Origin of the sequence: Bremerella alba, from assembly GCF_013618625.1 — a bacterium.
Classification (GTDB): domain Bacteria; phylum Planctomycetota; class Planctomycetia; order Pirellulales; family Pirellulaceae; genus Bremerella; species Bremerella alba.
Window position 1 is genome coordinate 51,035 of sequence record NZ_JABRWO010000019.1, and the last position, 12,783, is coordinate 63,817.

The 12,783-nt window shown below is 54.6% G+C and carries 14 protein-coding genes; 9 read left to right on the forward strand and 5 right to left on the reverse strand.

Annotated features, from left to right (window positions below):
* Nucleotides 1-82: 82 nt before the first annotated feature.
* The 5 genes from dnaJ (at nt 83) to HOV93_RS24145 (ending at nt 3,836) form a co-directional block, all read left to right on the forward strand.
* Nucleotides 83-1,246: a molecular chaperone DnaJ gene (gene dnaJ / locus HOV93_RS24125; RefSeq protein ID WP_207399122.1), complete on the forward strand. Its 1,164-nt coding sequence runs from the start codon at nt 83-85 to the stop codon at nt 1,244-1,246.
* Nucleotides 1,247-1,262: 16 nt separating this feature from the next.
* Entirely contained in the window at nt 1,263-1,832 is a 570-nt protein-coding gene (gene grpE, locus HOV93_RS24130; protein WP_207399123.1) for a nucleotide exchange factor GrpE, read from the forward strand.
* Nucleotides 1,833-1,971: 139 nt separating this feature from the next.
* Nucleotides 1,972-2,262, forward strand: a complete 291-nt coding sequence (locus HOV93_RS24135) for an FmdB family zinc ribbon protein (RefSeq protein ID WP_207399124.1) — start codon at nt 1,972-1,974, stop codon at nt 2,260-2,262.
* A 163-nt stretch (nt 2,263-2,425) separates the two neighbouring features.
* Nucleotides 2,426-2,620, forward strand: a complete 195-nt coding sequence (locus HOV93_RS24140) for a DNA gyrase inhibitor YacG (protein ID WP_207399125.1) — start codon at nt 2,426-2,428, stop codon at nt 2,618-2,620.
* A 79-nt stretch (nt 2,621-2,699) separates the two neighbouring features.
* Nucleotides 2,700-3,836, forward strand: a complete 1,137-nt coding sequence (locus tag HOV93_RS24145; RefSeq protein WP_207399126.1) for a hypothetical protein — start codon at nt 2,700-2,702, stop codon at nt 3,834-3,836.
* Here HOV93_RS24145 and HOV93_RS24150 read toward each other — a convergent pair.
* From HOV93_RS24150 to HOV93_RS24160, 3 genes are all read right to left on the reverse strand, one after another.
* Complete coding sequence (locus HOV93_RS24150; protein ID WP_207399127.1) at nt 3,833-4,183, reverse strand: response regulator transcription factor; 351 nt, start codon at nt 4,181-4,183, stop codon at nt 3,833-3,835. The genes HOV93_RS24145 and HOV93_RS24150 overlap by 4 nt on opposite strands.
* 20 nt (nt 4,184-4,203) lie before the next feature.
* On the reverse strand, nt 4,204-4,551 hold the full coding sequence (locus HOV93_RS24155; protein ID WP_207399128.1) for a P-II family nitrogen regulator: 348 nt from the start codon (nt 4,549-4,551) through the stop codon (nt 4,204-4,206).
* A 72-nt stretch (nt 4,552-4,623) separates the two neighbouring features.
* The gene (locus HOV93_RS24160) at nt 4,624-5,922 is read right to left on the reverse strand and encodes a glucuronyl esterase domain-containing protein (RefSeq protein WP_207399129.1); all 1,299 of its coding nucleotides are present in this window, start codon (nt 5,920-5,922) and stop codon (nt 4,624-4,626) included.
* A gap of 552 nt (nt 5,923-6,474) precedes the next feature.
* Between HOV93_RS24160 and HOV93_RS24165 the strand changes: the two genes are divergently transcribed.
* Nucleotides 6,475-7,068: an HNH endonuclease gene (locus HOV93_RS24165; protein ID WP_207399130.1), complete on the forward strand. Its 594-nt coding sequence runs from the start codon at nt 6,475-6,477 to the stop codon at nt 7,066-7,068.
* Between the two features lie 160 nt (nt 7,069-7,228).
* Here the strand turns inward: HOV93_RS24165 and HOV93_RS24170 are convergent, their stop codons facing one another.
* Nucleotides 7,229-7,690, reverse strand: a complete 462-nt coding sequence (locus HOV93_RS24170; RefSeq protein ID WP_207399131.1) for an MOSC domain-containing protein — start codon at nt 7,688-7,690, stop codon at nt 7,229-7,231.
* A 158-nt stretch (nt 7,691-7,848) separates the two neighbouring features.
* Between HOV93_RS24170 and HOV93_RS24175 the strand changes: the two genes are divergently transcribed.
* From HOV93_RS24175 to purN, 3 genes are all read left to right on the forward strand, one after another.
* Nucleotides 7,849-8,181 (forward strand): hypothetical protein, encoded by a 333-nt coding sequence (locus HOV93_RS24175; protein WP_207399132.1) that lies wholly within the window; start codon nt 7,849-7,851, stop codon nt 8,179-8,181.
* Between the two features lie 212 nt (nt 8,182-8,393).
* Nucleotides 8,394-11,753 carry an isoleucine--tRNA ligase gene (ileS, locus tag HOV93_RS24180; RefSeq protein ID WP_207399133.1) on the forward strand — a complete coding sequence of 1,120 codons (3,360 nt, stop codon included), beginning with the start codon at nt 8,394-8,396 and terminating at the stop codon, nt 11,751-11,753.
* Nucleotides 11,754-11,761: 8 nt separating this feature from the next.
* On the forward strand, nt 11,762-12,415 hold the full coding sequence (gene purN / locus HOV93_RS24185) for a phosphoribosylglycinamide formyltransferase (protein ID WP_207399134.1): 654 nt from the start codon (nt 11,762-11,764) through the stop codon (nt 12,413-12,415).
* Nucleotides 12,416-12,599: 184 nt separating this feature from the next.
* Here the strand turns inward: purN and HOV93_RS24190 are convergent.
* On the reverse strand, nt 12,600-12,783 hold a 184-nt coding region (locus HOV93_RS24190), incomplete at its 5' end, for a hypothetical protein (RefSeq protein WP_207399135.1).

Here is a 12,783-nt window from a genome sequence, read left to right on the forward strand (position 1 = left end):
TTAGGACGAAAAAATTCAACGGGCTGAATCTCCTCCGGGGACCAGCCCGTTTTGTTTCTAGAGCCGCCTACGTGAGGACACGATGGCCACCAAAGTCGACTACTACGAAGTCCTGGGAATCGAGCGATCCGCATCCGGCGGAGAGATCTCCAAGGCCTATCGCAAGCTGGCGATTAAATACCACCCCGACTCGAATCCTGGCGACGAAGAAGCCGTGGTTCAGTTCAAGCAAGCTGCCGAAGCGTACGAAGTGCTCAGCGATTCGGAAAAGCGGGCTCGCTACGACCAATACGGACATGCGGGCGTCGAAGGGGGTTCCCGGGCAAACTTTCACGATGTCGAAGACATCATGGAAGCGTTCGGTGATATTTTCGGCGGAGGGATTTTCAGCGATATCTTCGGCCGCGGTGGGGGTCGAGGAGGCCGTCGGCGCGTCCGCAAAGGGGCCGACATTCAAGTTCGCGTGAACCTCGATCTGGAGGAAGCGGCAACCGGCGTCGATCGCGATATCCAAGTCGATCGTCGCGTTGCATGTGGTACGTGCAGCGGCAGTGGTGCCAAGCCAGGCTCGCAGCCGGAAGCGTGCAGCCGTTGCGGTGGTGCCGGACAAGTGGTGCAGCAAGCAGGTATCTTGCGCGTACAAACGACTTGCCCTTCATGCGGTGGCCAAGGAACGATCATCACCGATCCTTGCGGCGATTGCCGGGGTAACGGTTTCACGACCCAACGCGTCAGCATGGACGTCGCCATCCCAGCTGGGGTCGACGATGGCATGCGGGTTCGCCTGGCCGGCGAAGGGCAGCCTAGCCCTGACGGAGGACCACCGGGGGATTGTTATTGCCATATCTCGATTCGCAAGCACAAGCTGTTCGAACGAGAAGGCGATCACCTGATCCTGAAGATGCCGATCACGTACACCCAGGCAGTTCTCGGTAGCGAAATCGAGGTCCCGACACTCAATGGGCCTGCCACGCTGAGCGTGCCGGTAGGCTCTGGATCGTCGGAAGTTTTCAAGATGCGTGGCAAAGGGATGCCTGACCCACACGGCCGCGGCACCGGCGACTTGTACGTTCAAACGTACATCGAAGTCCCTAAAAAGCTGGATCCCAAGCAGGAAGAACTGCTTCGCGAACTAGCCGAATACGAACACACCAACGTCAGTCCCCATCGGAAGTCGTTCCTCGAATCAATTCGAGACTATTTGTTCACAACGACCGACGAAAAAGAGATCAAGAAGAAGAGCTAATCAAGGAGTTTAGCGCGTGTCTGCAGATCATCCCGAAAAGGATCCCTCGCAGGACCCCACCACTGAAGGTCCCGAGTCGCAAGCGACCCAAGAGAGTGCGTCCACCGACGAATTCTTCGGCAGTCCTGACGATCAGGTTGCGAAGTTGAAGCAAGGCCTGGTCGATGCGGAGAAGCGAGTTCTCCTGGCCCAGGCAGACCTGGAAAATTATCGCAAGCGCGTACGTCGCGAGCGTGACGACGAACTTAAGTTCGCCAACTCGCCGCTGTTGAACGACCTTTTGCCGGTTGTCGACAACTTGCAGCGAGCCCTGCAATCGGTCGAAAATTCGGACGAAGCAGGCGGTATCATCGACGGAATCAAGCTGGTTGAAAAGCAGCTTTTAGAAGCGATGAAGAAACGCGGCTGCGAACCGATTCAGGCGGAAGGCCAGTCGTTTGATCCAAACTTCCACGAAGCAATCTTGCAGCAACCCAGCGCGGATGTCGCCCCTGGCACGGTTTTGCAGGTTACCCAGCAAGGCTACAAGCTATACGACCGCTGCATTCGAGCCAGCCAGGTGATTGTGTCGAAAGCACCTGACTAATCAGCCGAGTAGAGTAAAATTATGAGTAAGCAAGTATTCCGTGTTCCGTTTCCAGAAAGAACAGGAGATGCCCCTTCTCTTTCTCAGACAGAACACTGGATACTTCAAACTGAAAACTAACCCCTGAGAATCCCTTGTAATGCCCACCTACGAATACAAGTGCGACGCTTGTGACCATGAATTCGAGGAATTCCAGTCGATCTCGGCCGATCCTCTCACAAAGTGTCCCGAGTGCAAGAAAAAGAAGCTGCGTCGGCTTTTCAGCACCGGTGGTGGCATTCTTTTCAAGGGCTCTGGGTTTTACATCACAGACTATCGCAGCGATTCGTATAAGAAGAGCGCCGAAAAGGGTGCCAAGAGCAGCGAATCCTCTAAGAGCGATTCGTCTAAGCCTGCCAAGAGTGAATCGAAGAGCAAATCGTCCGATTAGCTTTCGAATCGATTGGCAATGCAGACTAGCGGCTGGTCGATAGACGTTGGCAATGATGAAGACTGGCTGTTGTGCTTGTGCCTTGAACATCAGCCACCTGTTTAGTTAGGCCCCGTAGGTATTCTCCCTGCCCTGCGTATTGTTTTTTCGGAAAGAGGCCGGCATGGCTCCCCTACGTTGTCCGACATGTGGTCACTTCTTCGAGATTAACTACACTCCGGCGATGCCCTTTTGCAGTGAACGATGTCGCCAGATCGACCTCGGACAATGGCTCGACGAGGAACATACGCTGCCGGTCGATATCGAAAAGCACCTCGAAGAACAGGCGAATCGGCCCTTCGACGACGAAGATTCGTAAGAGTGACGTTTTAATACGCTGCTTCTCTGCCTATAATTCGGGCTCAAATTTTCCCGCAGGGTACGAGGAGTTTAGCTGCATGTCGGAGGAGCGCGGTCTACTACGAGGCATTTCGTGGCACGAATGTTTTCCCTGGTTAATCCTCTTCCGGGCAACCCTCATCGCGTTTTATCTGCGGGTCTTGCTGCTTGCTTACGTGGGTGTTTGCACTCTGGCAATCGGTCAATGGATCGGATTGAATCTCTTCGGCAGTTGGGTTAGCGAGGGCGCTGGGCCTGTCCTGGCAGCATCGCCCACGAACTTCCTGGAACTTGTTCGCAGCGGATTAAGTGGCGAAAACCCTTTCCACGGAATCTTTCCAGCTCCGACTTTTGGTGGATTATTTGTCTTCCTGTTTTATTCTCTTTGGTACATAGCCACCTTTGCGATCTTTGGCGGAGCCATTTCACGGATCGCGGCGATGGAATTCTCGGTGAATGATCGCTGCGGACTCAAGAGCGCCTTACGGCATTCGCTTCGCAAGTTTATCAGCTACTTCCTATCCCCCATCTTCCCCATGATTGGGGTCACCATGCTGATGGTGATTCTGTTGATCTTTGGCCTAATCAACTGGCTAGGACCTTGGGCCGCCGTTGTCACCGGTATCTTTGGCTTCGTAGCCGTTTTGGTGTCGATCGGGATCGGTATGCTCGTGGTTCCCTTAATACTGGGGTGGCCTTTGATGTGGGGGGCGATCAGCACCGAATGCTCGGACCACTTCGATGCCCTCAGCCGCTGCTACGCCTATGTGACCCAACGACCATTTCACTATTTGTGGTATCTGATCGTCTCGCTTGCCGCTGGTTCGGTGGGTTACTATGCGATAAGCCTGCTGGTCGGGACTTCGCTGGCTGCACTTTCGACCGGGCTTCAATGGGGGCAAGGTCTCGAGCAGACCGAGGCGATCTTAACGCATCATGTCGCCGGTCCAGTCTGGCGATTCTGGTACAACGTTGTCCAGCGTCTGGTGCCGGCTTACAGCTTTGGCTATTTCTTTGCCGTGTTCGCTGGCATTTACCTGCTGCTTCGTCGCGATGTCGATCAGGCAGAAATCGACGAGATTGTCCTCGACGAAGACCAGCCACGCTTTGCCATGCCGGCGCTCAACAAGGACCTGGGTACGGACGAAGATGTCCCCCAGCCAGATAGCGATTCGAGCGAAGACGACGTGAACTAAGCTGGCTCGTTGAGCTTGGCAAGAACCGCGTCGACCTGCTGATGGAACTGGCCGTTGGTAAGCACCTCGGCTCCGGCTTCTCTGGCTTGGCCTAATAAATCGACCTGAACATGCGGCCCGTGCACAACAATCCGCAGGTCGGGATGGGCCGCTTTGACCTCTTGAATCGTACTGATGGCATTGCGTGCCGGAGGATTCAGGTCGACCAGCAATGCGGTGGTTTCGTCGTCGATCGTTTCGAGTATCCCTCCCTTGGAAGCGATTACCCGCAGTGGAATTCCCTGAGCTTTGGCAGGCCCCGAAACGCGCGAGTTCGACATCAAGTCGACAGTGAAGTAGAGAATCAATGGATTACCTGGGGGTTGGTTTAAACAGCCGACGGGCCTTTTTCTTTGCCGCCAATTTGAACGACCTGCTCGATCGGCAAGACTAAGATCTTGCCATCACCGATATTACCTTCCTGGCCGGTGCGCGAAACATTCTCGATGATGCTAAGCGTCTTTTCCAGAAAGTCGTCGTTCACGGCAATTTCTACGATTACCTTTCGCAGCAGGTTCGTTTGGTACTCGATACCGCGAAAGGTAGCTGTTTGACCGCGTTGCCGTCCGTACCCCTCGGCATCGTAGACCGTCAATCGCTCGACGGCCATTTCGGCCAAGGCAGTGCGGACGCTGTCCAGCTTAGTAGGTTGGATCACGGCGACAATCAGTTTCACGTAGGGCTCCTTCGTCAGCGTTGGGTGAAGATACGTTCTACCAAATGCCCCCCAAGTGCCGCCAGATGGTGGTTACTTGCCGAGCACGTGTGTGTCGGCAAATTCCATGTAACGCTGCCAGTCGATTGGCTTAACATCGTGCCCCCCGGCCCGGATAACGTAGCCCAAACGGCTGAGAACCGGTTGGTCGACCGCTGGCATATCGTCCGCTTTTAGCCCTTCGACACCCAACAGTTCGTAAACTGGGCTGGCATACTTCGCCGAGAGGAATTCACCTCTGGGATCGGCCCAACGGTCCCCTTCAGCACTGCAGACCAGGCACGGACGCGGTGCAATCAAGGCAATCAGCTCGTGCTGATCGACCGGACAGGCATCTTCGTTGTGGTTGTACTGGGTAAAGTTATCGTTGAACCAATGCGGAAACGAAGTGTTGATTCGTTTGACCGATTCGCCGAATCGTCTTCGCGAAAGGGCCGCACCACCGCAGCCAGAGTTATTCGAGATTACCGCTGCGAAACGAGGATCGGTCGCTCCGGCCCAGAGAGAGGTCTTCCCGAGCCGCGAATGCCCCATCACAATCACTTTGTCGGATGCAATTTCCGGGCTCTGTTCCAGGTAATCCATCGCTCGTCCCAGTCCCCAAGCCCAAGCCGCGACACTGCCCCACTCATCTGGCTTAGGTTTCTCTTGCCCTTGGGCATAGAAGTAGGGATGAATCCCATTCTGGAAATTATCGTCGAAGTCGGGGTCGATGTCGCCATAGTATGCCGTTGCCAGGCCGTAGCCCTTTTCTAAGATCATTTCGACTGGCCAGCGCTGCTTGCTCGCACCTCGTATTTTTTCGGTCGCTTTGTGGTCTTCAACTCCCTTTTCCTTGTTGTTTCGTAACCAGCTTTGGGGCAGTTCAATGGCCGGATCAGGGTGAATGGAAGCATTACCGTAGAAATTCAGTGTCATGAACGTGGGCACTGGCTTATCGGTCTTCGGCAGATAAAGAAGCACGTTGAGTACCGGCCCGTCTGGATCGTCGGTCAACTGAATCGCCACTTGCCGACGTCGAGCGGTCCCATCAAACGCCTCGTCGGAAGATTCGGTCACTTTGTATTCAATCTTTTCAGGGGCGGCCGGAGATTTACCGTAGACTTCGCTTTCGAAAAGTCCCTGCAAATAGGGACGTTGCTTCTCGTTCCAGACTTGGGCCGACTCAACTTTCGCGCCGTCTTCGGCAACCAAAGGATCAGGCAGCGTAAACTCGGGAACTTCGGCTTCGTCGTATATGACTTTTTCTTGCTGGGCAGGCAGGTTGGAACTCATGGCAATAACAAACGAGAGCGAAACGGCCAAGGAAATCGATCGTAAAGGAAAGCTCATCGGTGAGACTCGAAGGTAGAGGTCAGCAATTGGTGGGTTCATGCAGAGCACCTATTCTAACGTCAGTCAGCGGCTCCCCCCAGCAGTTTTCCTTCCATTTGTGAACCCCAGCCGAGGTTTTCGGTCTTAAAGAACAAATGGAAACATGGCGATTTGACAAGGCAAATGAAGGCCTTCTGGGGGATATTGGGTCGTAACCATTGACAGGCTATCGACCTTTTTTCCACGAATTACGAAAGCCTTCGTACCTCCTTAACACAATTTGCCTACAGTTCCGTTGCGTTGGCCAGATTCGCCTCAAGCTCTGTCGTTTGAAAAATTGGCGTTGATGGCCGGAAGTATGTTATGTTGAAGGTTTTACACGCTGGACCTCCAGTCGCGAACGCGAAAGGTCTATCCGTGTTTCCCTTCCTAGCCCTAGGACTTTTAGTCGTAATATCGTTACTTCGGTAGCCGTGGCTCGGTGGTACGAGGACTTTCTGCTGCACGCAGGAATGAACGTTCGGTTCGATTCCGATCGGTTGCCTTTTCGACGAGGGAGAGAATAGATTCATGACGGCCCTTTTGGAGCGGCCCACGCTGGTCCTCAACCGCAACTGGCAGCCTGTCGGTGTGGCCTCGGTGGCACGATCATTGACGCAGGTATTCTGCGGAACGGCTCGCATCGTCGACCCTCATAGCTACCAGTTGTATACGTGGGAAGACTGGTCGAACCTGGCCCCAAGCAAGGACGAGCCTTTCATTTCTTCGCAACTGTTAAAGGTGCGAATTCCGGAAGTCGTCTCGCTAGTCAACTACGATCGTATCCCCCGTAACACGGTGACGTTCAGTCGCCGGAATGTGTTCAAGCGGGACCAGTACATGTGTCAGTACTGTGGATCGCGACCAGGCAGCGAATACCTGACGATCGACCACGTTGTTCCGCGTAGCAAGGGAGGTGAGTCCTCTTGGGAAAACTGCGTGTTGGCTTGCGTCGACTGCAATCATCGCAAGGCAAACCGGACCCCTGCCGAGGCCCACATGCCAATGCGGAAAGAACCGTTCCGGCCGAAGTGGACGCCAGTTTACGCGGCCAGACGAGTCCGCATCGAGTCCTGGACTAAGTTCGTGAGCGAAGCTTACTGGGACACCGAACTCGACACCTAACAGGCCTGGATAACATAAGTTATCGAGGCCTGTTTCTTTACGTGCTGAAGCAACTTCCATGCGTTGGTGTCGAAGTTCACTACAGGAATCGACGTTGCTCGAGGTTGCGACGGACCGTGCCGTTCAAGCCAGAAACACGGGTTGCTTGTGCCCCTCGAACTTATTGGTCTGACGCGTTGGGTACTTCGATGCGGTCATTGGGATGGACAGTTCCTGGCCGAACCACACTGGCAAAAAACCCGAAGTGCTCGAGTTCGTTGACTCGTGAGTACCCGCTGCTCGAATTCTTAGCATGGCACGGCTTCCAACGTTTTTCGAGTTGGATTTCGGTTTCTCCCACCAATAATCGCGTACCAACCTCTAGTGCCGTTAAGTCGATCCGGGCCACGGTGATATTCTCGCCGACACTGCCCGGGGGGAACGCTTCGGCGCCGGGGACGAATTGATCGAGAATCTCTTGGTTAAAAAGGGTCACGGCCCGGTTTTTGGCGTAATGCTCGTCGTAACGATGGCCATCATTCTCGAAGCCGGCGACGGTTAATTGGGCCGATTCGACCGGAAGCCGCGGAATTCCACCGGTAGAGAGACAAACGGCAACGACTTGACCTGGGGGCAATTTCATCCGTAATCACCGTAAATGCTTCAGACAGCAATGTTTTCGCGTACTAGGTGGTTGACGTAATAGGGGTCTGGCTTTTCTAATTTCAGGATTCGGTTCCCGGTGAACGAGCTCCCTGTTATCGTGCCCGTGGCACAACAACGAACGACCGAAGGTTTGCAATGCCCGAAGAACTCTTGGATAAGTCCCCCGTCAACGAAAACTTCCCTTACCCATCCTCCGGTTCGATTGTAGCAACCGATGAGGAGTATGAAGAAGAAAAGGAAGAGGATTTCGACGAGGACGACTTCGACGATGATTTCGACGAAGACTTCGAGGAATTCGATGACGAATCGCCGGTCGACAGCGAATCCTTCGATGATGACTTGATCGACGAAGAGGAAGACGACGTCGAAGAGGAGTTCTTCGAAGAAGATGAAGAAGACGACGACGACGCTGAGGAGGAGGAAGAAGAAGGAGACGAGGATAAAAAGAAGTCAGGCGACGACAAATAATTTGTGCCCTGAACCCCAGGTCTTCACTTGTAGTCCTCATTGTCGGCTGGGGCGGTTCGGCCCCAGCGAAACGACTTTTTCATTCTTAGCCACTTTGAGTCCATGGTGGCTATACAGCATTCGCTGAGGCGAGACCGCCTGAACTGAATAGGAATTTGTGGGGGAGCATTTTGCTCCCTCATTCATAGATAGCTCGAGGAAGAAGAGAATCGATGTTTGAAAGCATCCCCCAGAATGTTTCGTTTCCCGCCATGGAAACCAAAGTCCTCGAGTACTGGCAACAAAACCAGATCTATGAAAAGTCGCTCGAGGCCCGGCAAGGGTGCGAACCGTTCGTCTTCTTCGAAGGGCCGCCAACTGCCAACGGCATGCCTCACCCGGGACACTGCCTGACCCGTGCGATCAAAGACGTCTTTCCTCGCTATCGCACCATGCGTGGTTACTACTGCGAGCGCAAAGCTGGCTGGGACACGCACGGCCTACCGGTGGAAGTGGAAGTCTGCAAAGAACTCGGCATCCACTCGAAGGAAGAGATCGAGAGCTACGGCATCGAACCGTTCATCCACAAATGTCAGGCCAGCGTTTGGCGCTACATGCAAGAGTGGCGACGGATGACCGAACGACTCGGCTTCTGGGTCGACCTGGACGAAGCCTATGTCACCTATCACAAAAGCTATATCGAAAGCGTGTGGTGGTCGCTGAAGAATCTGTACGATCGCGGACTGCTTTACCAAGGCCATAAGATCGTCTGGTGGTGGGCCCAAGGTGGTACTGCACTCAGTAGCGGTGAAGTCGGCCAAGGCTATCGCGAAGTCGCCGACCCCAGCGTGTTCGTTCGCTTTCCCTTACTAAGCGAAGACAACACATCCCTTTTAGTCTGGACAACGACTCCTTGGACGCTGCCAAGCAATCAGTTTGCTGCCGTCCATCCCGAGCTTGACTACGCCACGGTTGAGGACGAAGAGTCTGGTGAAAAACTAATCGTCGCCGAGGCACTTGTCGAAACGATTGCCGCCAAGGCCAAGCGTACGTGGAAGGTCGTGGGCACCACCAAGGGCAGCGAACTGTTGGGCAAACGCTATCGTCCGCCGTTCGACTACTACTACAAAGACCTCGGCGATACCCAAGGCAAATTGAAGTCAGGCGAAAAGCAGCACGTCGCCTGGCGGGTTGTAGCCGCCGACTTCGTTACGACAGACAGCGGTACTGGTGTCGTCCATCAAGCTCCGGCATTTGGTGAAGTCGACTACGATGTATTAGCGGTTGAACAGGAACGATTTGAAGACCGTGAAGGTCCAACGTTGATCTGTGCCGTCGGCCCGGATGGGAAGTTCACCGAGGAAGCTCCCGACTACAAGGGACGCTGGGTGAAAGAAGCCGATAAGGACATCGCGCGGGAACTCAAAGAGCGCGGCCTGCTCTTCCTGCTCGATCAGTACTTGCACGATTACCCCTTCTGCTGGCGAGCCGAAGAAGATCCGCTGATCCAGTATCCGCGGGAAAGCTGGTTCATCCGCACGACGAAATTCAAAGACCAGATGCTGGCCAACAACCAGCAGATCAACTGGTTGCCCGATCACATCCGCGACGGTCGCTTCGGCAACTTCCTGGAAAGCAACGTCGACTGGGCCCTGTCTCGTGAGCGCTATTGGGGCACACCGCTGCCGATCTGGGTTTGCGAAGAAACGGGCAAAGGGGAAGCGATCGACAGCTATGCCGAGCTGGAAGCCAAGCCCGGTGCGACCGGTTTCGATGCCTGGGAGAAAGCAAAAGCCGAAAATCCCGACCTGGCCGAAGACCTCAAGATCCACAAACCGTACATCGACGAGATCACTTACGACTCGCCGTATGCCGCCGGAGCACGCATGAAACGCGTGCCGGAAGTGATCGACTGCTGGTACGACTCGGGCGCCATGCCGTTTGCCCAGTGGGGCTACCCGCACCAGGGCGAAGAACAATTCAAGGCGCAGTTTCCGGCCGACTTCATCAGTGAAGCGATCGACCAAACGCGTGGTTGGTTCTACAGCCAATTAGCGATCAGCACGCTGCTGTTCGGCCAGGATGAAGCAGGCCAAACCGAGCCGCGCGAATACCCGCACCCGTTTAAGAACTGCATCGTGCTGGGGCTGATGCTCGGCGAAAACAGCCGCAAGATGTCTAAGCGGGACCGCAACTATCGCGAGCCCAACGAAATCTTCGACAAGTACGGCGCCGATGCGCTACGGTGGTACCTCTACGCCAATCAGCCTCCGTGGACGGCCATCCGCTACAACGAGCAGTCGATCAAGGACAGCATCCCTGAGTTCCTACTGCGGCTGTGGAATGTCTTCAGCTTCTTCACGATCTATGCCAATATCGACGGATTTGAGCCAGAAACGTCGGTAGAAGACTTGGATAAGGGCCTAGCAGAACACTTTGTCGGTGCCCCAGGTGCCCGGCCGGTTGCTGAGCGCGGCGAACTCGACCGCTGGGTGCTGAGTGAACTCAATCGCACCATCCAAACCGTTACCGAGCGTATGGATGCGTACGACAACTACAACGCGTGTGCCGCGATCAATCAGTTCGTCGACGGGCTATCGAACTGGTACGTCCGCCGCAGCCGCGATCGTTTCTGGAGCAAGGACAAAGCGTCGGCCGACAAGCTGGATGCCTACTGGACCTTGTACGAATGCTTGCTGACGACCTGCCAAGTCATCGCACCATTTGTCCCTTTCCTTTCCGAAACGCTTTGGCAAAACCTGGCCGGTGTTTTCGGCGAGAAAGCAAAAAGCAGTGTGCACTTGTGCGATTTCCCAACGGCCGATCAGAACGCAATCGACACGCAGCTTTCGCAGCGGATGGAACTACTGCGTGAAGTCGCTTCGCTTGGTCGTCAGGCCCGCATGAACGAGAAGCTAAAGGTTCGCCAACCACTGAGCCTGGTGGAAGTTGTCTTGGCCGACGACGAGCATCGAGATTGGCTCAAGTCGCATAGTGCGATCCTTTGCGAAGAGCTGAACGTCAAGAACGTGGAATACACGCAAGACGCTGACGAGTACATCAACTACCAGATCCAGCCGAACTTCAAACGGCTAGGCCCTCGCGTAGGCAAGCTGATGCCCAACGTGAAGAAGGTGCTCGGTCAAACGGATGCAGCGGCGCTGCTCAATGCGTTGCAGTCCAACGGGGCGTTTACGCTCACAATCGAAGGAGAGTCGCTCACCTTCGACAACGACGACATCCAGGTTCGCCTTTCCGCCAAAGAAGGTTGGGCCGCCGCACAGGGCAAGCTCTGCGTTGTTGTCTTGAATACCGAGTTGACGCCTGAGTTGATCCAAGAGGGTTACGTCAAGGACATCGTGCGATTGATCCAGGACAAACGGAAAGAACTTGACCTGGAGTACACCGCTAAGATTGAAGTAGGCGTGGTACCTGAGTCAGACGACGTAAAGTCAGCTGTCACGGCTTACACCAACTACATTCAGGCAGAAACCCTGGCGACCTCAGTTCAGCTTTCGGTCATCGATGGCATTGATCCGATCGAGACCAAGATCGCTGACAGCGAAGTTCGCATCTATGTAAAGCAGGCATGATGCAGCCGATGACTACCTGGTCGAAACATACGGTGGACAATCCACTGAGGATCGCCGTATTGATCTCTGGTGGCGGGACGACGCTACGTAACTTGCTAGAGCGGATCCGCGAAGATCAACTACCGCTGGAGGTCGTTCTCGTGATCTCTAGCAGTAGCAAGGCCAAGGGGATGAGCTTCGCCCACGAGGCGAACACCCCCTGCGAGGTCATTACCGTTGGGCAGCACCCAGACAAAGCAGAGTTCTCTCAGGCGATCTTCCAGGCCTGTCGCGAGCATGCCGTTGAAATGGTGGTCATGGGCGGCTTTCTCAAACAGATCGCAGTGCCCAGCGACTTTGAAAATCGTGTGATCAACATTCACCCGTCGTTGATCCCGGCGTTCTGCGGGGAAGGCTTCTACGGCATCCGAGTGCATACGGCGGTGCTCGAGCATGGGGCGAAAGTGAGTGGCTGCACGGTTCACTTTGTCGACGATCATTATGACCATGGGCCCATCATCGCCCAAAGCGTGGTCGAGGTCCTGCCAGAGGATCAGCCTGAGGATCTCGCGGCACGCGTTTTTGATGCCGAGTGCCACATCTACCCGGCAACTCTCGCCGCGATCGCAGACGGACGCGTGACCGTTTCAGGGCGTCAAGTCACCGTACAGCCCAGCAATTAGGCGTAAGCCATTCACTTTGCTTGCGCACTCTGGGCAGCTACCGCTAGCACTGCCACTACGTTAAACTCAGTGCTGCCTTCCCATTTACCCAGAAGCAGTGGCTGACGCTATTCTTCCATAGCATGACTATTTTCTTTCATGACAGGGTAATCGGGAACATTCAGCTGAAAGCTGCACGTATCAGTTATCCTAATCCTGGCATATATGGGGCATTTTTGCGTTTTAAGGAGCGTCCGGGTGTAATTATCTCGTCTCCCAGCGTAAATTTTGGAAGAAATGTACCACGATCTGATTGATTGTTGGCAATTCGGGATGCATAATCTAGGTGTTTTAATACAAATGAGTTAGCTATCACTCTCCCCCGACCC

Coding starts and splice junctions, on each gene's coding strand:
- HOV93_RS24135 (WP_207399124.1), top strand. CDS start 1,972: ATGCCCACCTACGAATACAAGTGCGACGCTTGTGACCATGAATTCGAG.
- dnaJ (WP_207399122.1), top strand. CDS start 83: ATGGCCACCAAAGTCGACTACTACGAAGTCCTGGGAATCGAGCGATCC.
- HOV93_RS24140 (WP_207399125.1), top strand. CDS start 2,426: ATGGCTCCCCTACGTTGTCCGACATGTGGTCACTTCTTCGAGATTAAC.
- ileS (WP_207399133.1), top strand. CDS start 8,394: ATGTTTGAAAGCATCCCCCAGAATGTTTCGTTTCCCGCCATGGAAACC.
- HOV93_RS24145 (WP_207399126.1), top strand. CDS start 2,700: ATGTCGGAGGAGCGCGGTCTACTACGAGGCATTTCGTGGCACGAATGT.
- purN (WP_207399134.1), top strand. CDS start 11,762: ATGACTACCTGGTCGAAACATACGGTGGACAATCCACTGAGGATCGCC.
- HOV93_RS24165 (WP_207399130.1), top strand. CDS start 6,475: ATGACGGCCCTTTTGGAGCGGCCCACGCTGGTCCTCAACCGCAACTGG.
- HOV93_RS24170 (WP_207399131.1), bottom strand. CDS start 7,690: ATGAAATTGCCCCCAGGTCAAGTCGTTGCCGTTTGTCTCTCTACCGGT.
- HOV93_RS24175 (WP_207399132.1), top strand. CDS start 7,849: ATGCCCGAAGAACTCTTGGATAAGTCCCCCGTCAACGAAAACTTCCCT.
- HOV93_RS24160 (WP_207399129.1), bottom strand. CDS start 5,922: ATGAGCTTTCCTTTACGATCGATTTCCTTGGCCGTTTCGCTCTCGTTT.